This is a genomic window from Thermoprotei archaeon (genome assembly GCA_038881895.1).
Taxonomy (GTDB): domain Archaea; phylum Thermoproteota; class Thermoprotei; order Gearchaeales; family WAQG01; genus JAVZOV01.
In genome coordinates this window covers 108140-132163 of the sequence record JAVZOV010000001.1, presented here as the reverse complement: position 1 = coordinate 132163, position 24024 = coordinate 108140, and the positions used below count along the sequence as shown (strand labels likewise).

General features: G+C 36.6%; 21 protein-coding genes, 1 tRNA gene and 1 pseudogene. 9 read left to right on the top strand and 14 right to left on the bottom strand.

Going from position 1 to position 24024, the window contains the following annotated elements; genetic code table 11:
* Positions 1-112: 112 nt before the first annotated feature.
* From QW128_00705 to QW128_00690, 4 genes are all read left to right on the top strand, one after another.
* Positions 113-3922: a hypothetical protein gene (locus tag QW128_00705; GenBank protein MEM3832108.1), complete on the top strand. Its 3810-nt coding sequence runs from the start codon at positions 113-115 to the stop codon at positions 3920-3922.
* 96 nt (positions 3923-4018) lie between these two features.
* Positions 4019-4441, top strand: a complete 423-nt coding sequence (locus tag QW128_00700) for a hypothetical protein (GenBank protein ID MEM3832107.1) — start codon at positions 4019-4021, stop codon at positions 4439-4441.
* The gene (locus QW128_00695; GenBank protein ID MEM3832106.1) at positions 4434-5618 is read left to right on the top strand and encodes a hypothetical protein; all 1185 of its coding nucleotides are present in this window, start codon (positions 4434-4436) and stop codon (positions 5616-5618) included. Before QW128_00700 ends, QW128_00695 begins: the two co-directional genes overlap by 8 nt.
* Before the next feature lie 623 nt (positions 5619-6241).
* Complete coding sequence (locus QW128_00690) at positions 6242-7180, top strand: hypothetical protein (protein MEM3832105.1); 939 nt, start codon at positions 6242-6244, stop codon at positions 7178-7180.
* A gap of 183 nt (positions 7181-7363) precedes the next feature.
* Here the strand turns inward: QW128_00690 and QW128_00685 are convergent, their stop codons facing one another.
* The 5 genes from QW128_00685 to QW128_00665 form a co-directional block, all read right to left on the bottom strand.
* Complete coding sequence (locus QW128_00685) at positions 7364-8461, bottom strand: transposase (GenBank protein MEM3832104.1); 1098 nt, start codon at positions 8459-8461, stop codon at positions 7364-7366.
* 32 nt (positions 8462-8493) lie between these two features.
* A complete protein-coding gene (locus QW128_00680; protein ID MEM3832103.1) occupies positions 8494-9855 on the bottom strand; it encodes an MFS transporter in 1362 nt (453 codons plus the stop codon).
* Positions 9856-9889: 34 nt separating this feature from the next.
* Entirely contained in the window at positions 9890-10294 is a 405-nt protein-coding gene (mce, locus tag QW128_00675) for a methylmalonyl-CoA epimerase (protein ID MEM3832102.1), read from the bottom strand.
* A 388-nt stretch (positions 10295-10682) separates the two neighbouring features.
* A tRNA-Asn gene (locus QW128_00670) sits at positions 10683-10756 on the bottom strand.
* Positions 10757-10851: 95 nt separating this feature from the next.
* Positions 10852-11238 carry a Trm112 family protein gene (locus tag QW128_00665; protein MEM3832101.1) on the bottom strand — a complete coding sequence of 129 codons (387 nt, stop codon included), beginning with the start codon at positions 11236-11238 and terminating at the stop codon, positions 10852-10854.
* Positions 11239-11375: 137 nt separating this feature from the next.
* Between QW128_00665 and yciH the strand changes: the two genes are divergently transcribed.
* Positions 11376-11702, top strand: a complete 327-nt coding sequence (gene yciH, locus QW128_00660; GenBank protein ID MEM3832100.1) for a stress response translation initiation inhibitor YciH — start codon at positions 11376-11378, stop codon at positions 11700-11702.
* A gap of 863 nt (positions 11703-12565) precedes the next feature.
* Here yciH and QW128_00655 read toward each other — a convergent pair.
* Positions 12566-13117 carry a hypothetical protein gene (locus tag QW128_00655; protein ID MEM3832099.1) on the bottom strand — a complete coding sequence of 184 codons (552 nt, stop codon included), beginning with the start codon at positions 13115-13117 and terminating at the stop codon, positions 12566-12568.
* A gap of 156 nt (positions 13118-13273) precedes the next feature.
* Here QW128_00655 and QW128_00650 point away from each other — a divergent pair, with 156 nt between their 5' ends.
* The gene (locus tag QW128_00650; protein ID MEM3832098.1) at positions 13274-13723 is read left to right on the top strand and encodes an alanyl-tRNA editing protein; all 450 of its coding nucleotides are present in this window, start codon (positions 13274-13276) and stop codon (positions 13721-13723) included.
* A gap of 206 nt (positions 13724-13929) precedes the next feature.
* Here QW128_00650 and QW128_00645 read toward each other — a convergent pair whose 3' ends face one another.
* Positions 13930-16440 (bottom strand): tetratricopeptide repeat protein, encoded by a 2511-nt coding sequence (locus tag QW128_00645; protein ID MEM3832097.1) that lies wholly within the window; start codon positions 16438-16440, stop codon positions 13930-13932.
* A gap of 86 nt (positions 16441-16526) precedes the next feature.
* Here QW128_00645 and QW128_00640 point away from each other — a divergent pair, with 86 nt between their 5' ends.
* Together QW128_00640 and QW128_00635 are read left to right on the top strand one after the other, a co-directional pair.
* Positions 16527-16877, top strand: coding sequence for a hypothetical protein (locus QW128_00640; protein ID MEM3832096.1), 351 nt, complete (start codon positions 16527-16529; stop codon positions 16875-16877).
* Between the two features lie 332 nt (positions 16878-17209).
* Positions 17210-17380, top strand: coding sequence for a ribbon-helix-helix domain-containing protein (locus QW128_00635; GenBank protein ID MEM3832095.1), 171 nt, complete (start codon positions 17210-17212; stop codon positions 17378-17380).
* Between the two features lie 18 nt (positions 17381-17398).
* On the opposite strand, the gene QW128_00630 is transcribed toward QW128_00635, so the two are convergent.
* The 7 genes and pseudogenes from QW128_00630 to QW128_00600 all read right to left on the bottom strand — a co-directional run bounded on the left by QW128_00630 (position 17399) and on the right by QW128_00600 (position 23179).
* Positions 17399-17725 carry an ASCH domain-containing protein gene (locus QW128_00630; GenBank protein ID MEM3832094.1) on the bottom strand — a complete coding sequence of 109 codons (327 nt, stop codon included), beginning with the start codon at positions 17723-17725 and terminating at the stop codon, positions 17399-17401.
* Positions 17725-18168, bottom strand: coding sequence for a hypothetical protein (locus QW128_00625; protein ID MEM3832093.1), 444 nt, complete (start codon positions 18166-18168; stop codon positions 17725-17727). The genes QW128_00630 and QW128_00625 overlap by 1 nt, the downstream gene beginning before the upstream one ends.
* 42 nt (positions 18169-18210) lie before the next feature.
* Positions 18211-19413: a transposase gene (locus QW128_00620; GenBank protein ID MEM3832092.1), complete on the bottom strand. Its 1203-nt coding sequence runs from the start codon at positions 19411-19413 to the stop codon at positions 18211-18213.
* A 34-nt stretch (positions 19414-19447) separates the two neighbouring features.
* Positions 19448-19639, bottom strand: a pseudogene (locus tag QW128_00615) (helix-turn-helix domain-containing protein).
* 218 nt (positions 19640-19857) lie between these two features.
* Positions 19858-20412, bottom strand: coding sequence for a CoA pyrophosphatase (locus tag QW128_00610; protein MEM3832091.1), 555 nt, complete (start codon positions 20410-20412; stop codon positions 19858-19860).
* Positions 20413-20554: 142 nt separating this feature from the next.
* On the bottom strand, positions 20555-21700 hold the full coding sequence (locus QW128_00605) for a cytochrome ubiquinol oxidase subunit I (protein ID MEM3832090.1): 1146 nt from the start codon (positions 21698-21700) through the stop codon (positions 20555-20557).
* Positions 21701-23179, bottom strand: coding sequence for a cytochrome ubiquinol oxidase subunit I (locus tag QW128_00600; protein ID MEM3832089.1), 1479 nt, complete (start codon positions 23177-23179; stop codon positions 21701-21703). It lies immediately after the preceding gene.
* 124 nt (positions 23180-23303) lie between these two features.
* Here QW128_00600 and QW128_00595 point away from each other — a divergent pair, with 124 nt between their 5' ends.
* Positions 23304-23924 (top strand): helix-turn-helix domain-containing protein, encoded by a 621-nt coding sequence (locus tag QW128_00595; protein MEM3832088.1) that lies wholly within the window; start codon positions 23304-23306, stop codon positions 23922-23924.
* Positions 23925-24024 lie beyond the last annotated feature (100 nt).

The following is a 24024-nucleotide window of genomic DNA, read 5'->3' as shown; positions in this document are numbered from 1 at the left end:
GTCATCGGTTTTAATGAGAAGTATTAGGTTTAGTTAAGTTTTAGGAATAAAATTAAATGGATAGTTTTATTTGAGTTAAGTTTAAATATTTTGTTTGAGAATGATTATAACTATGTATCGAAGAAGGATTTTGGTTGTGTTTGTGGTTGTTGCATTGTTTTTTGTATTGTTTTTTGTTACGTTCTTGTATTCGTTTGTGTTGGGTGAGGGTGTTTCTGGTTATTCTGTTGTTGGGGAGAGGAGGTTTTTGGGTTTTGTGGGAGGTTTTGGGGTGTTTAATGGTTGGTTTATTAGTTTGAGGGATGGTTCCGTTGTTGCTGTTAATGTTGGTAGTGGTGAGGAGAGGGTTTTGGGTAATTTAGCTAGTTTTGGTTTGGTTGGTCCTGTGAGGTTTTTTAGGAGTCCTGGTTTCTTTGGTTTGTTTGATGGGAGGAGTGTGGCTTTGTGGAATGGTAGTTTAATGAATGTCGGTAGGTTTTCTGTTAATAGGTTGTCTGGTGTTGAGGTTTTGTTTGATGGGTCTTTGGTTGTTTGGGATAATTCGACTGTTTATGTGTTTGGTGGTCCTGGTTATGTTAGGCCTGGTGTTTATGATGTGTGGAGTTATGTTTATCGTTTGTTGAATTCTTCCTCCGTACCGTCAAGTTCAATTTATGTTGTGAATGGTTCGTTTCATTATACTGTGCGGGATGTAGTGTTGGCTAAAGTTATTAATTCATTGGGTGGGGTTGTTTTGAATGAGACTGTTAGTTATAAGGTTCCTATTCCTGTTTCTGCTACTGGTGATGAAGCTAGGAATGTTCTTAAGGTTAATGTTGTTGGCGTTGGTGTTGTTGACGGTGTAGTTCATGTAGCTGTTAATTTTATTGCTCCCTTGGTTGTTAATGGGAGTGCTTTCGTTAGATTGCAGAACGGTACTGTGGTTCATGTTGTGAGTTCTAGTAATGTTGTTGGTGTTGGTGGTTTTCATATTTCTCTTGTGCCTGGTTTGGGTGATGTGAGGTTTTTGGGTGGTTATCCGTTTATTGAGGTTGCTAGGGGTTGGAGGGTTTTTGCTTTTGTTTATGTTCCTGCTCTTAATCAGAGTTTGTCTTATAGGGTTGTTCATGTTGTGAATTCTAGTGGTGAGTTTGAGTTTGGAATTTCTGTTGGTTCTCCGACAGATTTGTTGAGGTTCACTGATAGGTTTATGTTGATTAAGGCTGGTGATGTGGTTTTCATCTATTCCTTGGATGGTAGGCTTGTCAAGAGTTTTGTGTCTGTATCTGACGTTGATGTTGATGAAGTTGACGGTATGGTTGGGTTTGGGTATGAGGTTGATGGTTTAAAGGTTGCGGAGTTTGGTGTTGTTGATGTGTTCAGTGGAGTCGTGGATAAGCTGGTTAGTGTTCGGAATGCGTCTTTGGTTGGTGTAACGCATGAATATGATATGCTTTATTTTGTTTTTTATTCGAACGGCACTGTGTTTGTGGATTATGCTACTAGATCTCCTGTTGCTGTTGTTAGGTTGAGTTTTGTGGATGGGTATGGTAATCCTGTTATGGTTGAGGGTGTTGTGAGGGTTAATCGTTTTGGTTTTGATCTTGTGTTTGATTTTAGGGGTTATGATGTTGAGTTTAGGGTTCCTGTGTCGAGTAGTGTTTGGTTTAGGGTTGTGGGGGTTTTTCTTAATGGTGAGGGTGTTATTGCTGTTACTTCGCCAGGTTTTGTTAATTATAGGGTTGTCATGCGTTCTTTTGTATTGGGTGATGCTTCTATTATAAGGTCGAGTGGGCAGCCATTTGTGAGTTATGTAGTCTCTGATGAGAGTTATATTTCTAAGTCTGTATTGCCTCCTGGCGATGTTGTGAGTGTGTGGAGAAATTATTTAGCTGTGTTTTCTGGTAATGTTGTAAATGTGTATAAGTATATTAATGGTAGTTTGACGAAAGCGTGGAGCGGGAATGTATTTGGTGTGAGTAGTGTGAGGATTGTTGATGGTTATTTGATTGCTTGGGGCACTAGGGATTTTTATGTGTTCAGTATTGAGGGACGTTTTAGTGTTGGAGGACGATTTCCTAGCATTGACGGTTTTGATTTGGATGGGCAGTATGCTGTGGTTTGGTCTAGGAATAGTAGTATTGTTGGAGTGATTAATTTGCTTGATGGGTCTTTAAGGTATTTGAATGCTGGTGTGTTTGGTTTTTTGGAGGGGGCCCAGGTTGTTTCTGGCAATGTTGTGTTGTATGTACGCGAGGGAAATAATATTGTGATGCATGTTTTTGATTGTTTGTCTCTTAAGGAGATTGTCAGTTATAGGACTGGTTATATTTCTGTTAGTGGTTTGGTTACTGATGGTAATTTTCATGGTGTTCTTTTTAAGGATAGTAATAGTAGTATTCTTTATGTTGTTTCCAGGTTTAATGGTGTGACAAGTGTAAGGTTGCCGTATTCTGATGCTAGGTTGCTGTGGATTATGGATGCTGGTGAGAAACCGCCAATTTCCGGAGATCTTAGGTTTATAGGTTCTAGATTGTCTGTTGTTGGTATTGGGACTAGCAATGGTATTTTTGTGTATGGTGTGGCTGGCAATAATACTGTTCTAATGTCTGCGCCATCTGGTGATGTTTTAGTTCCCGCTGGCTCATATTTGGTTGATGCTCCGTTTAATTCAAGTTTGCTTTTGCTTAGGGATTTGTCAGGCGGTGTGTGGGTTACTTTGAAGCTTCGGGTTGCACCCGTTATGGTCGCTGGTTCTGATGTGATGTTGGTGTATTTGAGGTCCGATGGTACTTTTGTGATACCTAATCCGACGTTTTTAGGTGGATTTAGTGTTAGTGTGACTGCTGTGACTTCTGATATGCGTCCTGTTGTGGGAAGTGTTGTTGTGAGAGAGCTAGGTATTACTAGTTCGATAAATGGGAGTGCGACTGTTTTTCTGCCTAGGTCTGGTGTTTATCATTTGGAAGTTAGTGGTTCTTATTTGGAACCAACTATTGTTAGCGTTAATGTGACAAGAGACAATCCTAATGCTTTTGTTTTTGCTGTTCTTAAGCCAATGAACTATAATCTTAACATTGGTGTTGAGGATAAGTTTGGTCCTGTGAATGTTGGGCGTGTCACTATTGATGGTTTGACTTTCAATGGTGTGACTGTTCATAAGGAGTTTGCAGTTAAGAATGGTAAGGTATTCACGTTTGTTTTGGCTGGTAATTATACTTTAGTATTTTCTTCAAACATGCATGAGAGCGTAAGTAAAGTTGTTAATGTTGCTAGTGATACTTCTGTTGTATTAAAAACAAATAGAACGTCTGTATTATTGACTTTTCTTGTAAGAGAGTTTAAGTCGAATGCTCCAATATCCGGCGCTTCTATTGTTATTAATGTTAAGAATGAAACATTTGTAGGTAAATCCAATGAGACTGGCATGTTTAAGTTGTTGGTTCCAATAAATTATGTGGTAAATTATAATGTGAGTATGGAGGGTTATAACCTAGTTAGGAGTAGTGTTTTAGCTGATGCTGATAAGCAAGTTTCTGTGACGTTACATAGTATTTGTAGTATTAATTTAAGTGCTGTTGATGAGAGCGGTCGCTCTATCAGTGGGACTGTAATAATATATAATGATACAGCAATGGTTATGCGTTCTAGCGTACCTTCTACGATAACTCTTGAAGAGGATAATTATACGGCTATTTTTACGTCTACTGATGGTAGGTCTGTTCAAAAGAATATAGCGTGTGTTGCGCATGTTGGGACTGTAGATGTGAAGTTCATCGTGCCCGCTAAAGCTGTAACTACTCCCGCTCCGTTGTTTGCTGAGCCACTCATGATAGGCGTCACTGTTGTTATAGTAGCGTTAGCTGCGTTTTTGATTTGGAGGCGAATAAGGAAGCCTGGAGCTCCGGGAGCTCCTCCTGTGGAAGAAGAAGAGGAAATTTAGAGAGGCTCTTATTTTTAGTATTTACCTGTATTTTAGTGTGGTTATAGTAGTAATGTTTTTATTTCTATTTTGTTTTTTATTTATAGGTGGTTTTTGTTGAGGGGTATTAGTGAGATCATCTCTTCCATGATGATTTTAGGTTTAGCTGTTGTTTTGGGTATTATTATTTATACTTATGCGCTGAGTGTTTTTACTACAACGACGAGTTCTTTCGGTTCTATTGCTTCTGGTGAAATTTCTAGGTTAAAGGAGCGTTTTATTATAGATAATGCGTGGGTTATGAAAAATGGTACCGTTATTTTGAGTGTGTACAATTATGGTGACGTTGGTGTTAATATTGTTCATGTATATGTTAATGAGACTCTCGTTACTTCCTCTAAACCTTCTTTGCCTCTTTATTTGAGCCCTGGAGGTAAGGCTTTTATTAGGTTTGTTTTACCTGTGTATGGTAATGTTTACATGTTTAGTGTTGAGAGTGAAAATGGTAATTCTGTTGTGGTGGTGAGTAAAGGTGGGTAGGGGTGTTGGTGGTATAGTTGCTGCTATGTTTTTTATTGCTGTTGCGCTTTTAATGTTCATTGGTCTTGAACTAATAATGATCTACTCAAATAATATACAGAGTGCTATCTTATCTCGTGAAGCTAGCGAGAGTGAGAAGTTGAACGAAAGACTTTTCATTCAAACGGTTATGCTTGGTCCTGGCAATAGGTTAAATGCCACTGTTATAAATACTGGCTCTGTCGTTGTTAATATAGTGAGGATATGGCTTATCAATGTTACGAATAATTATTATTATAATTTCGACATTAACCCTTTCATCATCTTAAATCCTGGCGAGAGTGTTTCTAACATTGGTTCCAACATTATTATTCAGAGGGGTAACATTTATGTTTTAAAGCTTGTTACTAGTCGAGGGAATATTTTTTCTGCAAGGTTTGCTCCATCTAAACAAGCTAGACTTCAAATTCAACTTTACGCTTCTCCTCCTTTAATAGCTAGTGGGCAGCGGGCTAGTTTACTCCTAATTATAAGGAATAACGACACTAGGTTTGATGCAGTTTATGATCTAACTCCCGTTCTGAATATTAGCGGTAATGCAAGTTATAGTATAGTAGCAAGCAATGCACCAACAATTCCATGGCTAGGGTTCGGTGATGTAGCAGTATTTAAATGGGATGTGTTGATAAGTGGCGCCCCCAGCTCTGTTGTGATTTTTAATGCAAGTTACTCAGATGCTCCAAAGGGATTTTATGATATTGCTGTCGTAAAAGTTACTTACAGGCCTTTACCAAGCATACCACGTTTTGTGTATATTGTTGCATACCCCAAAAATGGAACTGTGATACAAACTAAATACAAGGAGGGTGTTATACAGTTAGTTGTCAATGCGACCAACTTAGTCGAGCAAACACTTAACTTTAATATAACAGTATTAGGATACACACTCTCTTCAGATACAAAGATTGGAGCATTCCCTCAAAAACCGAAAGGAAACGCTGTAAACATAACACAGGAAGTATCTCTTTCAGCTGGTCAGACAAAATCTCTCCTTTTTAACTTCACATACTATGTCCCAAAAGATGGAGAAATTAATAATTATTTTGTGTTTGTTGTAAGTGTTGATACAACTAAGACTGGCCTACCTATCATATCGAATACTGAAACAAAGATTGTAGATGTAATAATAACAAAATGAGAAGTAATCATGATGATTCATTTCTAGTTGAATTTTATTGGACTGCTTTTTTCATTAACAAAGAAAAACTTTGCATTATTGGTTAGAGAGTAGACATAATACCATAACATGTTGACGCTTTCCACGATTGAGGTCGGGAGGTTCTTGCTTCTAAGGTTTTCATCAGTTGATCGTTCATTGCCCTTCTAGGCTCTCACCTCACCTCATTTCATCTTAGAAGCGAGGAGTGTGCAACCACCCCTTTAACCTCTTCTCCTTGGAGAAGAGCTATATTTAATGCACCTACAACACTCTTTAACTTATCAACGATTCATCCCACGGTTAAAACCGTAAGCTTTCCTGTCAAATTCCTTATAAAGGATTCCTTGCGTTGTATTTCTTAGAGATAATAAAAAGATGAATGTCCAAGAGTGTTTATGCGATAGTGACGAGCCGAGAAAAACATAAACCTATAAAATATTCATGGAAAACAGTTCTTGTTGGGTTGTTGTTTTGTGTTTTTTATCTCTTTTTAAGAGGAGGTTTATTAAGTATTTTGTGCATAGAAACAAATATTAATTCGCGGTTCTATACATAATATAGATAAAATGGAAGAAATCCATATCAAGTTGAGTCGTCAAGCTATGGATCTTTTGGAGTATCTTCTATTTTCAAATGTCAAGAGCATTGAGCCGCATGTTAGTTTTTCTGGTATTAGTTATTCTGTTTCAAGTTCCGTGGCGGTGGATGCGTCTGTATTTGATGAGCTTGTTGCTGTTAATGTTTTTAAGCCTGTTATTGTTAACAGGTTTATTAGTTGTCCTAAGTGTGGAAGTAATAGTGTTCGTGCAAGGTTAAAGTGCCCAAAGTGTGATTCATATAATCTTGAGAGGAAGTTGGTGATGCAGCACAGAGTCTGTGGTTTTACGGACGTCGAAAGTGCTTTTAGGATTGTTGATAGAAGAAAGGAGATTATATATGAGTGCCCAAAGTGTAAGGGATTGTTTTCTTTAAGTAGTAGTGATTATAAGGAGTTAGGTAGGTTGTATGAGTGTCAAAGTTGTTCATACAGGACTAACGATCCTAGCATAACATTAAAGTGTAATGTATGCGATAGTGAGTTTTCAATAACGGATGCGCAGTATGTTCCTATCTTTGCCTATAATATTAATTATGATGTTTTGATAAACGATAATGTGATAAAAAGTCTTATATTGAAAGATCTCATAAAACCTGTAGTTGATAAGCTTGGTATTAATCTGATTGAGAATTATGAGAGAACGGGTTCTTCAGGTATTGTTCAGAGGTTTGATTTAGCATTAGAAAAGGATTCTAACTATATAGCGATAATGTTCATATTTAGTGATGATGAAAGCGAAGTTATGAGCTTTCTTATAAAAGCTGCGGATTGTGGGATGAGGAATATTATTCTTACAAGTAGGATTAGGAAAATCTCTGATTATCTTAGGAATATAGTCAAGATTTATAATTCTCAAATTATCGTAAGTGATACCAAGGAGGAGTTACGTGAGAAGTTGGAAGATTCGTTAAGGAGTATTATTCAAAAAGTTTCCATTTCATAGTCTTTAGCTGTGTTTATGCATGATGCTTGAGTGTGGGAGATTGGTATTATTGATAATTATTTTATGTTTTTTATTTGTTGATTTTTATTTTTCCTCTAATGAGTGATGTGAATATACCAATAGTGCATATGATGGTCATGATGATTAATGTTAGTTTCATGCCTGTTAAGAATTTCTGTGGTTCTATTGTTGACACTCTCCACGGCTAAAGCCGGGAGATTCTCGGTTCGTTGGGCTTTCGTATACCTTCATCCTACCGAGTTCGGGGTGTGTCAAATCACCCCCTGGCATGAGCATGTAGCCCATGCCCCGCTTAAGGATGTTCGTTGCCCCATTATAGTCTGCGTTGCATTGGATTCCGCAGTTTTGACATTTGAAGGAGCTTCCGACTCGGATGCCCATGTGACCGCATTTATGGCACAGCTTTGAAGTGTTTCTTTCGCTTATCTTAACAACTTTGATTCCGCGCCATCTCGCCTTATACTCTATGAGTTGGCTTAGCCTATAATATGGAAATCCGTTGTTGAGCTTTCTTTTGAAGGTCCTACCTCTGCTGTTTCGTCTTATACCCTTGAGTTTTCCAAGAACTATCATGGAGTCGTTCGCCAAAGCTTCGTTTACTATGGCTCTGCTAATCTTATGCAGGATGTCGCTAACCACCTTTCTCTCTTTACGCCCAATCTTCTTTATCGCTTTATGTGCCTTCTTCAGGGCTAAGGTTCTCCTAAGCCAGAAGAAATGCCCCTTAACCCTCCTAAGCTCTCTCCCATAGAACTTCGGTCTCGGATTGCTTGAGTTGACTGTTGTGGCTATCCATCGTATCCCCATATCAACTGCTAGAGCTGATTTAGGGTTTCTCTCTTCCACTTCTTTTTCAACAGTTATGTGAACGAACCACTCATTACCTTTCTTTACGATTTTAGCTTCTTTGCAAATCATGTCATCAGTTATTGGTTCATGGGTCTTTATAGGGACGTTTATTCCGCCTCTAACCCCATAAATTGGAATCTTGAGCCAATAAGGCGTCAGCTTGGTGTCAGCCCTATAGACATCTCTCCTCAGAATTAGCGGGTATTCCTTGTTAGGCTTAACATTTCCAAGCCTCTTTAGAAGTCTGTCAGCCTGTTGCTTTGTAGCGGAATAAAGTGGAACAGACTTGTCTCCATGCAAATAGCGTTGCCAATTCTCGTATTCCCTTCTAAGAAGCTCTTCCTTGCCTTTGCGAAGTTCAAGAATCTTTGCCTTAATGGTTTTCTTAGCCTTCATGAGCGACTCGCCCATAGAAAAATTAACTGACAAGTATTTAAACGCATTCATCCCATGATTAAAATCATGGGCTTTCTGCTACGTCTCTGTAAATTGCCTGTTGTGGTTATTACTGTTCTGGTGATTGTTGAGAAGATTGACACTGTGATCGCTAAGCTGAGTGCTTGTCCTGTGAACCTCATGGTTCCAAGTATTCCTGAAGCGATACCATATTTGGTTCTCTCTACAGAACTCATGACTGCGTTGGTATTGGGCGAGCTAAAGAGGGCATATCCAAATCCTAGTATCATTAACCATGATACTATATCTAGGATGGATGTGTTAATATTTAAGAATGATAATCTTAAAATTGATACGGATATTAATGCCATTCCTATTGATGCAATAATCCTGGGTTCTATTTTATCAGAGAGCCATCCGCCAAATGGTGAGAATATAGCCATTAATAATGGTTGAGATAAAAGTATTAATCCGGTGTATTGTGGATCAAGTTTAAGGATTAGCTGCAGATAAAGAGACATTATAAAGGAGATTGCATATGTTGAGCTATAATTAAGAAGGGCGGTAATGTTGGAAAATGTAAATGTAAGGTTCTTAAACAATTCAACATCTATTAGCGGATGGGAAACATAATATTCATAGGTAAAAAATAACGGTAAGATTAGGATACCGATAATTAGTATTTCATTTGCAAATGTGTGTTGTAATAGTGTGAGACCTAAAAATATTAATGTTAATGAAGGAAAATATAGCATGAAACCAATGTGGTCAAATTTCTCATCTTTAATATAATTTTTTTCATGAATTTTGATTAATGTGAGTATGATTACTATAATACCTATTGGAATGTTTACATAAAATATTGATCTCCAACCTAAGTACTGCACTAAAAAACCACCTAAAGGAGGTCCCAGTGATAATCCTACGTATACTGCTGCTGTGTTGATACCCAGTGCTTTGCCTCTTTCTCCTGGTGGGAATACTGATGTTATTAATGCTATGGCGGTGCCTCCCATCATCGCTGATCCCAATCCTTGAATGAATCTAAAAGCTATTAGAAGTGGTAGGGATGGTGATAAACTGCATGCTAGTGAACCTTCTACGAATGTTGATATCCCTAAAACAAATATTAACTTTCTTCCATGTATGTCTGCGAGTCTTCCAAACGGTATAAAAAATATCGATAGTGCCATTAAATAAGCAATAGGGATCCAGCCTAGGAGTTCTATATTTCCTCCCAAATCTTTTCCAATAGAAGGAATGGCTAGGTTTACTATGCTAGAGTCGAATGGTGTCATGAATGATGCGAATGTAGCAACTATTAGGACTATTATTTTAGATGTGTGAGAAAATGATGAGCCTCCTGTTCCAGTATTGTTTGTTTTTGTAGGATACATTTCGTTTTTCATTTCTTCTTACATTTCAGTTCTTAATATTTTTTGTTTACTTGTACGGTTCTACGATTTCTATGAGTGTTCGTCTTGTTGATGATGGATGAATGAAAATTATAAGGCCCTCGGCACCTTTTTGTGGTTTTTCATTTGTTAGTTTTAGTCCTTTTTCTTTTATTTTTGATGTGAATGATTCTATATTGTCGACTGTTAGTGCAATGTGGTGTATGCCTTCTCCTTTTTCTTTAATGAACTTGCCTACTGGAGTATTTTCGTTAAGGGGTTCAAGGAGTTCAATTAATGTTGAGCCTGTTTCAAGTATGGCTATTTTTACACCCTGCTCTTTTATTTCTAGGATGTTTTTTATTTTAAGACCAAGTATTTCGTTGTAGATTTTTAATGCCTCGTTGAGGTTTGAGACTGCAATTGCTATATGATTTATGCCTTTTATTGACATGGTGTTATAATTTCTTTTTTCCATATATTTTTTATTATCGTATTGAATTAGTTTTAATGTTGATTCAAAAGTTAGCATAGTTTAAGTTGGGTGTGTGAACTACCACCAGCTTTCGCAGGTGGCTTCCTGCTTCCACGGACAGACTCGATCTCCACTCACCCACAGCGGAGGTCTCGGCAGGTGAGACCGTTTCGGGAATCCCGTGTGGAAGGTGGGTTACGGAGGTCTTGCCCTCAGCAGTCTTCTCTTTCAGCCTGTCCCATGCCTACTAGGTCTGCCAGCCAAGCAGACAATGATAAATACAACGAGAAAAAATATAAGCTTATCGGCCTTCATCCCCACCCCTACGGATGGAGACTCCCCGCCGTCAAAGTTAAAAGGATAGAGACGCCGAGGGTGGGAGTTGAACCCACGACCACCCGGTTAACAGCCGGGTGCTCTACCTAGCTGAGCTACCTCGGCTTTCACCACATTTATCATATGTGTGGGGATTTTTAAAGATTCTGATGTTAATTTCATAATTTTTAATTGAGGTTCTCATTCTTTCGAGATGCTGTTTACAAGTGTATTGGTTTCCCTTCTTTGAGTACTTTTTCATGTATCTTTTCTGACCATTTTTTAAGAAAATCCAGGTCTTCTTTTCCGTTTCGTAGTGGATCTGGTAGCATTATTGGTATTTCTTCTGTTATGGGATACCAGCGTCCGCATTGGTTGCAGATTAGGATTCCTTCGGCTATTTCGTGTGTAACACATTCCTTACAATTAAGTTGGTCTATCTTTAATTCGGATATTTTTGCTTTATTGAGACCGCAATAATCTTTACAATATGGTATTTTGTTTGGTAAGTTTTCATAATTGTAATGATTTTCTGTAAAAGGTATTAGTTCTAATGGCCAGTGTTTGCATATAGGGCATGCAAGTAAATCCATGAGCCTGTATTTCATGACATCCTCACTAGAAATTTGTTTCAGAAGTATATAACTTTAGCTATTACAGTAAACAACTATTTTATTTTTTCTATGAATTGTTCAAAGTTTAAACCAAAAAGTATTTACGTAACTATTTACATGTAGATATGAGCATGGTGAAGGATCAGTTAAATGAGGATAACACGGATCTTAACCTAGATCTAAGCTTGGACGTAGAATCTGTGGTAAAAATCTTAGAGAAGGAGGAAAAACGCATTAAGATACGTTTAGAGAAACGCCGTTGGGGAAGGGAGGTTACAATAATAGAAGGATTAGAAAATTCAGAACTAGAACGGACAGCAAAACTCTTAAAAAACAAACTAGCATGTGGCGGCACTTATAAAGATGAACGCATTGAACTGCAAGGTGATCATAGAAATCGAGTTAAAGAAATTCTGATAAGCATTGGATACTCAAAAGAGAATATAGTAGTGGAGTAATCAAGATGCTAAACAACTTAAGAGAAGTATTAAGGCACGTGAAGCATAACAGTAAACGAAGAAAATATCTATGCCCTGTTTGTGGTAGTTCTTCTATAAAAATCGAGCATAGTTTCGGATGGCTTTATCCTTCACGATACGTCTGTACGAAATGTGGTTATAGAGGCTATTTAATTTTAGAGGCTGACCAAGAGCAAAGTCCAGAATAAACTAGGAATAACAACAAACGTATCATCAAGTATGCCCTCAACTAGCTTGACACATGTTAAGTTAGCATCATTCCCTTCAAAGACAAAGTTTTCGGTATAATTGAAAAATATTTAACAATAAAAGAAAATTACAAAAATGCAACGAGAAAGCCTAGAGCTTCTGTTCTGGGATGAATCGTCGATAGGCTTAAATAAGTGCTTAAACAATGTTTTCTTGAGCGGGTCGCTCGGATGTGGATGGGACGTCCGAAGGCTGGAATAAGGCTCCGAACCGAGAAGAGTGGGGATGATTCCAGCAAGCGGGCCATGGACTACACGTCCATAGCAGGGGCTGCTTGACACAGCCCGGAACTCGGTATGATGAAGGCTTAGCCTTGAGGAACCGAGAATCTCCCGGCTTCAGCCGTGGAGAATGTCAACTGTGCAGTACTTATTGACAGATGAAGCGTTCTTAAATATTTTTAATGCAGTTAATCACCTATCGATAGCTGACCTCCTCCCCGCCCTAAAGAGGGAGGCTTTCAGGTTGTAAATCTAGTTCTCTAAGTTTGAAGAGGAATTATTTCTGAAACAGCATACAAATATATCCATATGCAATTTTTGGGATTTAATTTTTCACTTAATTAGGATGTGTTTTGTTTTTTAAATATTTGTTTATTCAGTTTTAGTATTCTTTGATAGGTAATAGAACGTATATAATGCAATAACGAACAGGGCTGAGAATAATTTGGTAGCAAAGACTAAATTCCATGGTAGATGGGGGTCTGGATATCCTATTATAGCTTGGTCAATGTTTAAATTACCTTTAAATATTTGTGTCACAACTATTGCGTTCCATACCATGAAGTTATAAAGTAGTTCGTATCCACTAGCATATGCTGCTCCGAGTGCTATGATTGATAGAAGTGCTTTAATTTCTTTATCTAAGGAAATAATTTTTTTATGGATAACATGCATCACACTATACCAGAAAACAACCAGGGAAATGGCAAAATACGTTACGGGTTTTGCAAAGTATTTATAAGGAAATTCTATGGAGACCATTGCTGCACCAATCACAAAACTACCAGTGGTTATATATTCTAGGAACATTTCATAAATTCCGTAACCAAAGGAAAAAGCCATAACTATGCCACTGAGTAGTGCAACAATTTTGTAGACCAATAATTCTTTGGATTCATCAGTATCTTGATTCATAGTCTTCACATTACCTTACTGTATTCGAAGAATAAAAATTTTTAGTTTTAGTAAAGCAACTCCACGAAGTTCTGTTCTTCAATGTCTAATTATTATGTATTATTAAACAGTTTTTGGGCTTGAAAAAATTTATCTATTGTTGCTTTTATTGACATTGTGAGTGCTATGGTTGATGATAATGTTCGTACGCATACTGCTCTTCATGTATTAAAGGGTGCTGTGCAGGTGGTTTTAGGAGCAAAATGGACCGCTAGTGTGTATGTTGAGGGAAAACATGGTAGATTAACTGTGCAGTTTGATAGAAAACCTACTGATGAAGAAATTTCCAGGATTGAGGAGCTGGCCAATAAAAAAATTTTAGAAAATCAGTCTATTGAAGAACTTGAAATAGATCGTTCTGAAGCTGAACGTGTTTGGGGTGATAGGATATACGATTTATTTCCCTTACCTCCTGGCGTTATTCGTGTTAAGATCCTTCATATAAAAGATTGGAATGTTAATGCGTGTAAATCCAATCACTGTAAGACGACCGGTGAGATTGGAGGTATTAAGATAGAGAAAGTCAGATTTAGGCCTGCGAAACAACTGCTTGAAATTTCCTTTGATGTGATATAATTTTTAAGTTAATTTGCGATGGCTTGACTTTAGAGTATCCTTAGTATTATTAAATCATCGAAAGTGAAAACAGCTAACCTTTAATCAGTTTCTCAGTTATCTTAACTATGTTAAGAAAATGCTGATATTATTTTTCAGGATTTGTTAAGAATCTTCGTGAACTTCTTGTTCTGAAGTGAGGCTTTTAGTTATAAAAATGTTTTCTGTTAATTTTTCTTTAGAGCATCTGTCAATTCTGGTGCGTGCCTTGATATTATTGATTCAATTATTTTGCTGAGTTCACGGTTATTTATTAAATTGTAATATTTCGTTACTAAGTTTTTGTTAGATTTGGCTATCTTAAATACTGTTATTTCCTTTAATGTTCTGAAGAAGTTTTCTAGTTCTATTACTTCAGTTTCTGAGTATGCGTTGATAAATTTATCTATTCCTCTGGATAAGTGTGCCCAGAGATCTTTTTGCATCATTTCTTCAAGTGTTTCTAGTACCATGTTAAACGAACGAAAGAATATTATGTCGTTGCCTGCTTTTGCTGCTGAGTCTAACATATCTAATAGTGCATCGAATGCCCCATCGATGTCACCTAATGATATTAGTACTGTCGCGATCATATAATCTACTTTTGTGATGTCTTTCCAATTTTCTGTATTTAATAATATTTTATGTGCTTCTTTTAATAAGTTAAGTGCCGTGTCATATGAGCCTGTGCTAGAGTTTAATATGCCCAGTTGGGCCAATGCTAATCCTTCCGTCTCCTTATCACCAATTTCCCTCGCTAATTCTACGGATTTTCTAAAGTATGTTGATGCATTTTCAATTTCATTACGACCTATGTATGTTAGCCCTAAATAAAGAAATATTTGTGGCATTGTGTATAAATTTTCTGTAGTGTATGATAGGTTAAGTGCTTCATTAAGTATTTTTATAGTTTCATCAAAATCACCTTTCGCATATTTTATTAGACCAAGTTCATATAGTGAATGAATTATTAGTTGTTTATTATTAATATCATGTGATAGGGTTAACGCTGCGTTGATGAGCTCAATTGCTTCATTAATATTATTTAGGTTTAAGTTGACTCTGGCTAGTCTTAATAATGTGTGTGCTTTTAGGTGTTTGCTGATTTCATTGTGTCGCATTGAATCGAACATTTTTATTGCATCATTGAATGATTTTATTGCATCTTTGTAATCACCTTTTTTCTCGTTAAGGAGACCCTCCATGTATAATGTGGCTCCAACACCCTCGATGTTTCCAAGACGTTCAAAATTCTTTAAGGCTTTTTCAAAGCTTCTTGCTGCATGTTTTTTATTGTCTATCATTAAATATTCTACTCCTTGCCAATAGTAGAGTAATGCTAATATTAAACGAGAGCTTTGTAGTGTGAGTGTTTGTAGTAGTAAGAGAGCCTCATTATGAATCTTTAGAGCTGTTAAGAATAGTGCTTTATCGTGGGCTATGCGTGCTGTAAGTATACAAAGTCTTAGTGAATTTTCATCAGGAAAAGACCTCAGATTATACCAACACATTCGCGAAACTAACTCAAAACTTACTTTTGGGCCATTTTCGACTCTAGTTTTTAATTTCCCGATAATTTTTTCATGAAGCTTACGTCGATTCTCGCTAGGAAGAAGTGATGAGAAGAACTCCTTATCATCTATGTGTAAGAATCCATATAACCCGTTATCGTGTCTTATAATATTATTGTCAAGAAAACGTTTTAGTTGTTCTCTGCCTATTACATCGTCTATTTCCGTCTCAGTGAAAGGGTCTTTTAATGACGCTATTAGGCTTAGTGATTCTATGTCATTTTTATTAAGGTTTTTGAAGAATAGTTTATAGAGTTCATCGATAGTAGGGATGTTGTTTTCTGATAATTGTATTTCATTATCTTTTATTAACTTAATAAGACGCATGATGTGGAGTGGACTTCCTTTTAATTTTTCTTTTATGTTTGTTGCAATAATAGGATTGATAGTAATGTTTTCTTTATTGAAAAGTTCTAATATGTCATCGTTTGTGAAAGGTGATAATTCAACGATTCCCATTTCATAATTAATTAATTTATCACCCAACCTTTCATACAATTCTCTTGTTTCGTTGGTTAATTCATAGATAAGTATTAACATTATTCTTGGTGGTAAATTATCTATAAGGCTTGTTAGGAGTTTTATGACTAATTCATTCAGAACTTCCGAGTGATCCAACGCAATTACCAATCTTAGATTTACCAATGACAACAAATCACTTATACTTACTAAGAATTCTTTAATCCTGTTTGATAATTGTGTCTCCTTTATCGTTAAACCATTAAATAACGGTGTGTAATTTAAAATTGGGCTAAAAATATCATGAGGGGCATCTCCTCTGATTTCAGACATATCTAATTCTTTATTTATTACATTGAGCAAATCTAATATCTCATCTATAGGTTTTGTTACTCTGAGCTGAGATTTTTGTAACCAATCTTTAATATTTGAAAAGATTGTTATGAAGGGCTCGAGCACGTTGTAAAATCTTGAATCCAAAAATATTGTGATAGAATCATTACTCACATCATTGAGGAATTTGTTTACTAATGCAGTTTTTCCAATTCCAGGTTTTCCTGAAATGAGAGCAATCTTTCCACTTTCGATGGAATCCTTAAAAATTTCTCTGAGGGCATTAAGTTCTTCTTGTCTTGCTATGAGATCGTCCATCATCTGCATTCTAGGCATAGAAAAATAATAAAAGTTAAAAACTTATCCATTTAATGTTAAAATTAGATAAAAATAAAATATGATTCTTAATATAGAATATAGAAATGTCTAAGAATTCGTTTCCACTAAGCAATCATGAAGCGATGATGATAATAAGGATGATAATTAACGGTGATACTGATGGTGCACTCAAACTTATATCAACTTTTTATCATGTAGATCCGCCTAAAAGTGCTATTGGATTACCGCGAAATAAATGTTTTAAGGCCTACGCATGTTACGTTCCATCAAAGCATACAATTTATTTTCGAGATTCTGAATCATTTCGTAACCCCTATATTGTGCTCCATGAGTTTTATCATGTAATTAGGTCAATAGGAGGCAAGCATAAAGGAACTGAAAAGTATGCCGATGAATTTGCAAAAAGATTCATTCAATACGCATTAACATCTTAGAAATTTTTATTGTGGATTTAAAAACGTTCTAATTTAAAATGCTCTATATGCTGTGAGCTGCTCCACAGCTGAAGAGGGGTTTCCAGCGTTTAGGATAAGGTTTTACGCTCGTTCCCTCATTTGTTGGTTTGAGGTGCTCGCAGCTCCACTATCTCATAGAGCTCATTACCCTATGGACCTATGTTTACTGGAACAAATTTAATAGGCTAACATTATGTTTAAACTTTGCTCATTCATCCCAATAAAGCTCTAAGCTTTCTGAGTACTCATCTTTATAAAAGGAGGTTACGAAAAGTATTTATATAAGTGTTTATAATTATAAGATGATGTAAATGCCACGTACGACATTTTACTTTAATAAGAAAGCATGGGAGAGGTTGCAGAGAGTATCTGCAGCATTAAAAATCAGTAACACGAAAACTATTGAGCAAGCATTAGAACTCCTTGAGAAGAAGTTAATTGAAGAGGGAGTGTTAAAACCAGAAGCTGAGAAAGTTGCGTAAAATTTGTGAAGGATATTTTTATTTTTTAATAAGGTACTCTATGATATATAATGTACGATCATTTATTTTATTACCATAAATTTCCTTCAAAATATGTACTAGTTCTGTTTTATTTCTAAGGCCATCCTTTATTGCATCTGCATCTGTTATTTTATCGAGTGTTGTACTTATTATTTTGGTTATCATTGCTTTTCCTATGATTTCATTACCTACTATTATATTAACTTCATCACCTTCGTTAAAGTCTTTATTTAGTCTTATTGTTGTTGTCTTTTTTCCAGAAATTATTTGATCCTTAAATTCTGACCTAAATTTTAATGACTTTTGGATTGTTATGACCACCACTATATTTCATAATATGATGCTAATTTTCTTATTAAAGTTCTCACATGGTCTTTAGGTTTATTAATTTTTGTCTCATTCTCAATCTGTTTCCATGGTTTTCCTTGTAATGTTTTTGCTACTAGTAAAGCGCCATCGTTTATATCCAGGCTTGGTTTATCTGATGATTTGTCTAACAGAAAAAGTTTGAAAAACGTACTTATTGCGTCAGCGGAGACTTCGTAAGTTAACCTTCCTTCTATAAAACCTTTTAACCGAATTGCCTGTGATTTTGATAGAGTGATCTTCACACTCTCTAATCCTTGGGAAATGAGCATGTAAGCTAATCTTGGGTTTAATTCAAAATAGATGTCATGTAATGTCTCTATCATCCTTAATCTGAAGTCTGTATTAACTTTTGTTATTATTTTCAAAACTTTCTCGCTTATAGGCTTTACAACTAGCACACTATGTTCTCCTGAGGTGAGATTTGGTGTAGGGGTTCTGAACTAAGTGTGAATACGTATGGAATCCATACTTAGTCCTTGAGCTTCATCCCTCTCGTCCTCCTCAGGGTTCATTGGAGGGCACATCGGGGTTAGCTCCTTTCGGGGTGAACCCATGAATCCCCACATCCTAAGGAATTCGTTCCATATGTTTATTGATGCATTCCTCTGCCTATCGATTATAAAACCGCATCTGGGACATTTGAAGACCCCTCCTCTTAGGTCTTTGTTGTAGTACCCGCATCTGGAGCAGGTCTTCGAAGTGCCCTTCGCTTTCACATATATGGTAGCATAACCGTTCCACGCAGATTTGTATTCCACGTACTTTTGTAGTTTGATGTAATTGTGCTTGCTGTTCTGCCTGTTCATGCTCCTACTCTTTGTCCTAGCTATTCTTTCCTTGAAGTTTCTTAAATCCTCGAACACATTTGTCCTATCCGATAACTGTTTTGCAAGTTTATGTAATGCATCGTTAACCCTGTTCTTCTCCCTTGAACCGTACTTCTTCAGGAGTTTCTTCCTCGTTTTCTCTGGGAGCTTCTGAATGACCCTCCTCTTCAGCTCGTACGTCCTGTGGATAGTGTAAATTTCCTTCAAGCTTATCGAGTAATGCTTTTCACCATCAAAGCCGTCCAAAGTCAAGAGGTTTACGTCCCATGCTATCGGGTCTTTAATCTTCAGTTCCACATCCTTTCTAACGGTTACCGTAAGCTTGTCCTGCTTGAGTATGAGCTCGCCGAGCTCCAATCCCCTTATCCTATCCCAGCACCACGTCTTCCTCAAATCTACGGTTAAGTTTTCTTCGTAAGGTTTCACTGAAATCCTGAGAACCCCGTCCCTGTAACTGTAGAGGGTTTCCTTGACCCTGACGAACTTCCTCTTCAACTCAGGCCTATTTCTTCCAGCCCGCCCACGTAGATATCTTTTCCTCCAGGACTCGAGCACGGAATAAGCCTGTTTTATCGCTGAGTCCACGTAATGCTTGGAGTAAACCCAACCTTTAAGGTACTTGTCCCTAAGCTCCTTCCTAAAAGCCTTGTCCTTCCTAGGAAACGGTATAAGCCTCTTGCCCCTCCTCTCCCATACCATGTTCCTCCATAGATCCTCCAAGATAGCGTTGAGGACACGCATGTAATCCTCTATAAGCTCGTTTACCTCAAGGTTATGCGGTATTGAGTATGCCTTAACCAACAAGCTTCTTGACACCTTCGACAACCTCCCTATACTTACGGCTTCTCATGCCTACGATAATTCTTTCCTCTCTTAAACCGAGAATTCGTTTTATTTCACTTTCAGGGATCCTCCTGCGTCCTCTAAGGGTTTTAACACACCTAATCTTGCCCTGCCTATCCCATTGCTGAATGGTCCAGGTGGTGACTCCAAGAAGCTTCTTCGCCTCCTTGATCGTATAGAGCTTTTCAGACATCAACATTCTTCTATACCCACCAATATTTAAACACATCTATTTTGAAACTGCTCTTAAGGCGATCCTGTTGAACAATGGCTGTATGATACATTACTGCTTAATTCCGAACCAGTTCAACTTACAAACGAAGAGAAAAATCTACCGCCTCATTAGGATTTTTCCAATACTTCCGTTATCATCAATATTCATAAGAATACAGGTTAAATAAGGTTAATGTAATATATTTATAACAATGCGAGCAATTCTTTCAGAATTCTACTGGTCATTCCCCATATAAAATAATTTTTATAAAAAAAGCCTGAGACCACTCGAGGACCTAAAACTGTGATAACTTCAGATTCACCTGGTCTTAACTCATTTAGTTTTACCCAAAACGCTTTCTCAACTTCCTCATGGGAAGGTATTATCATAGGCTTTTTCTTTAATGCAACTACGTAAGGAGTAACTTTCAAATCAGGCACATTTCCTGGAGATACTATACTAAGAGAACCAATTATCTCTCCTTGTCCTGCTAAGTTTATTCCAAGTTCTTCGTAGACTTCCCTGATCATTGTTGAGAGCAAGTTTCCATCACCAGCTTTAAAACGGCCACCAGGAAAAGCTATTTGACCAGACCATGGATCATCATGCTTAACAAGTCTTTTAATCATAAGAGTCTCTATATCATTATCGCCGGTCAACATAACACTTACAGCAGCACACTTACAATTTTCATCTACAGGTTCTATTTTTAAGCTGAGCCTTGACCTTAACCTCTTAACCCAATTTTGGGTTATCATGAACTAACCTCCCAAAAAGACATACAATTACTAACATACTTTATACTTTGTGTTCACTTATAAACATTCTTCTTAAACTCATACATTAAAGAAACAAAAAGTATTATAAAAAAGATTATTCTCAATTTATCACCGGTTTGTTTCATCCAGAAGGCTGCTCTACAGGTCTTCCAAAATAAATTACGTAGAGTGATCCTGCAAATATTACCATTACTATTACGGCAACTATAACTGCTAAGTATGCGATTGACCAGGATATTGGAAACATAGTGTTCGCAAAGTTATTAGCCGGTAATCCGCTAGCTCCACTAATAACCATGTATGGTGCTCTTGATGCATCATTCATGGCTTCACCTATTGGAAGGGCAAAAAATGTTGCAGATATTAAAACGAGAGAGAGAAATCTAGATGATGACCCTGAACGTAATTGAACAAAAAGTATCAAAGCTGAAATCCACATGAAAACAACTAGCCCTATATGTGCTAAGAATAATGGTAAGAAATTATAATGAGCTATGTTTGTATTTCCTACTATTGCAGAATAAATATAAGGTGCATCCTGATTTAGTACATAGAAATAGTAGACGCCAAAAATTGATTGAACAAGTAAGAATACGATCCCAAACTTTATCATTATTTTTGCAGCTTTCATGCTTTCTTTGACTTCAAGTTTTTTACTATTTTTTAATGAGTATATTCCTGCAGCCATTAACGCGGACATTGTCAGTCCGCCAAACCAACTTTTCAAAAGTATCGCTGGGTATATCGGATTATTAAAAACTGCATATAAATTGCCCGCCAGTGCTTCATTTAATCCTACTGGGTTGTTTATAAATGAGAATATCATTCTAAAACCAGCAGGTACCATTAATGCTCCTATCGCCATCAGTACGCCTAGTGTTAAGTGTACTTTTTGAGAAATTTTACCCCATGTATACCAATATACAGCAATTGTAGGTATTGAAATCAAGATCCCAATGATAGCGATCGTTATTGGAATAAACAACACTGTTGTAGCAATGTACGTTAAAGTTGGCCAAAGACCAGCTAGTACGACAGTAATCCATGTACCCCACACACCAGCCACTAGATCTGAAATCACTAAATACCTAAAAAGACGTTTTGCAACATCCTCTAATTCTTTATCCTTCCTCTTATAAGACAGATATTCAACGAAGGGTATAATAACTGAAAAACCAAGCACAAGATTTACTAGAGTTACGTGAACTAGTACTGAAATCCCAAGTAACATAAAACTCATCCATGTCACAGGTGTGAAGGTATCCATCTAACCTCCCCTCACAATTTCAATTTCATTAAGAGACTTAGTGGGCACATAATATAGTGCTATTAGACCGCCAATGAGAATTAATATTTCAATAATTATTATCATCAAGCTGAATTCAGGAGTGATTGGATTAGGTGTTATAACCTGTTGATATTGAATGAGACCATAAATCGTCCATGGATGTCTCCCAATTTCTCTAACAGCCCATCCTGCAGAAGCTGCTACTAACCCAAGGAACATTGCAATAAATGAACTATAAACAATGAACTTCTCTGTAGACATTCTGGTGATTGTTCTAACAAGTTTGTCTATCTTTTTACTGTATGCTCCGAAGAACGCTATACCAAATAGGAATAAAATAATACCAGAAATAACCATGGAATAATAGAATAGGGTGAGTAACGGTTGCATTTGTTGTGCTTCTGTAATAGTTTGAATAACAGCATTAGGATCGATAGACTTGTTAGTAAATGTCATAAGATCTTTAAACCCTGGGAAATTATACGACGGATTAAATTCTGTTAAGAATCCTATTAATGGGTCTCTACCACCATTAAATCCTTCCATAGCCAAGAACTTTACATACTGGAATCCGTATACAATTCTAGCCATGAAATCTCCAGCTAGTGGCATAATTATTGATACGACACCCCCAACACCATAAGCTATTTTTGCAGCTTTGAAGTAGAAATTCTTGAGATCGATCCTAGAACCTCTCAGATAAAAGAATGAATATATACTAGCAGTTTCAAATGCTGCTATTATTATGGTTGCAAGTATTGTGTGAATAACTGTTGCAAGAGCATTTGGGTTAAATAAGACGATAGATGGATCATAAAGTAAGTAACCTAAAGCTTGAATTGTCTTCGGATCTGCAAGAACTATAGACCCTGTCTTTGGTAACACATTATATATCGTGACTAACGCTGTCGCGTTTACTTTAGAGGGGCCTAATTCTGGCATCCATGGTAAGATGTTTTGAACTAATGCGCCAGTTCCCCATGGCGTTTGCATCCATGAATTAACTGTAAGTATTAGCCATGCTGATGCATTGGAGCCAATAAGAATGCCAAGTCCTAAAGCCCAATGTGTCCATGGATTTTTAAATTTATTCCATGTGTATAGGTATGCTGCTAGAAAAGTAACCTCGATTAGAAAAGCGAACAATTCAAAATATAACGGTATGAAGAAGAAACTTCCGATCGCTAAAATTGTTCCTGACCATATCTGTACAAGACCAAACTCAACTAATGTACCAGTTACAGCTCCGAAACCGAATGAGATGGCCCAGACAATTGAGGTTCTTTTTGCAGCCTCCATATATTCTTTATCTTTACGTAATATTCCCAGTGCTTCATAAATAAGTACTAGGTATGGTAAACCTACTGCAAGTATTAAGAAGAACCCATGAATATATATTCCTAAAATCGTCATAGGTATAGCAGCATTTGCATTCACTAAACTATCCAACTCAATCATCTCGTTAAGGATTTCCAGGTTAAAGTATATAAAATTAATCCCGTATTTATACGGGGTTTGAAGGAAAATAATATAAGAGAGCTGATACATATCTTAATATGTTATGAGGATAGTAACACTCCTAATGAATCCTCCATGTCCATGGGCTATACCTGTTATAAAATCGAGGGCTGATGTGAAAATATACAGTTGCATATATCCTAAGGATAGTATGGGCGCTGAAGCGTTGGTAGAGGTGAAGTGTGACAATATGGAGGACATTATCCGTCAGATACATGAAAATCCATCAGTAAAAAATGTTGAACTTTTTCGGATCAATGAAAATACATTATATGGTATTATAGAGTCCAAAAAATGTACCTGTAGAATTGTAGGATTGTTAAGATATCATATTTTAAAAGCAAGAATAAGCAATGATGGAAAGCTTCAAATCACTTTGGTAATTGATAGCAAACATCCGCTGAAACCATTGGTGGAAAAGTTAAAGAAGAATAATGTAAATGTAATGATAAAATCTTTATACGCTATTGAACATAAAAACAATGATGGGAGAATAACAATGAAACAGAAGATGATTATTAAATATGCTTTGGAAAGTGGACTCTTTGATTATCCACGCAGAATATCAGTGAATGAAATTGCACAAAAACTTGATTTATCACCATCTACAGTTTCAGAGATAATTCGAAGAGGACTAAAACGAATATTAAGCGATTACTACAAGAATTTAGTAATAGAAAAATAGTGAAGCGTTAACTAAAATGACCTCTTCATCATCTTAAAAGTCAGTTAGCTTGTTATCATACTCCATCCATCTCTCATGAATTCTTATATAAGTAAAGGTT

Coding starts and splice junctions, on each gene's coding strand:
- QW128_00705 (MEM3832108.1), top strand. CDS start 113: ATGTATCGAAGAAGGATTTTGGTTGTGTTTGTGGTTGTTGCATTGTTT.
- QW128_00690 (MEM3832105.1), top strand. CDS start 6,242: ATGGATCTTTTGGAGTATCTTCTATTTTCAAATGTCAAGAGCATTGAG.
- QW128_00685 (MEM3832104.1), bottom strand. CDS start 8,461: ATGGGCGAGTCGCTCATGAAGGCTAAGAAAACCATTAAGGCAAAGATT.
- QW128_00680 (MEM3832103.1), bottom strand. CDS start 9,855: ATGAAAAACGAAATGTATCCTACAAAAACAAACAATACTGGAACAGGA.
- mce (MEM3832102.1), bottom strand. CDS start 10,294: ATGTCAATAAAAGGCATAAATCATATAGCAATTGCAGTCTCAAACCTC.
- QW128_00665 (MEM3832101.1), bottom strand. CDS start 11,238: ATGAAATACAGGCTCATGGATTTACTTGCATGCCCTATATGCAAACAC.
- yciH (MEM3832100.1), top strand. CDS start 11,376: ATGGTGAAGGATCAGTTAAATGAGGATAACACGGATCTTAACCTAGAT.
- QW128_00650 (MEM3832098.1), top strand. CDS start 13,274: ATGGTTGATGATAATGTTCGTACGCATACTGCTCTTCATGTATTAAAG.
- QW128_00645 (MEM3832097.1), bottom strand. CDS start 16,440: ATGCCTAGAATGCAGATGATGGACGATCTCATAGCAAGACAAGAAGAA.
- QW128_00640 (MEM3832096.1), top strand. CDS start 16,527: ATGTCTAAGAATTCGTTTCCACTAAGCAATCATGAAGCGATGATGATA.
- QW128_00635 (MEM3832095.1), top strand. CDS start 17,210: ATGCCACGTACGACATTTTACTTTAATAAGAAAGCATGGGAGAGGTTG.
- QW128_00610 (MEM3832091.1), bottom strand. CDS start 20,412: ATGATAACCCAAAATTGGGTTAAGAGGTTAAGGTCAAGGCTCAGCTTA.
- QW128_00605 (MEM3832090.1), bottom strand. CDS start 21,700: ATGGATACCTTCACACCTGTGACATGGATGAGTTTTATGTTACTTGGG.
- QW128_00600 (MEM3832089.1), bottom strand. CDS start 23,179: ATGATTGAGTTGGATAGTTTAGTGAATGCAAATGCTGCTATACCTATG.
- QW128_00595 (MEM3832088.1), top strand. CDS start 23,304: ATGAATCCTCCATGTCCATGGGCTATACCTGTTATAAAATCGAGGGCT.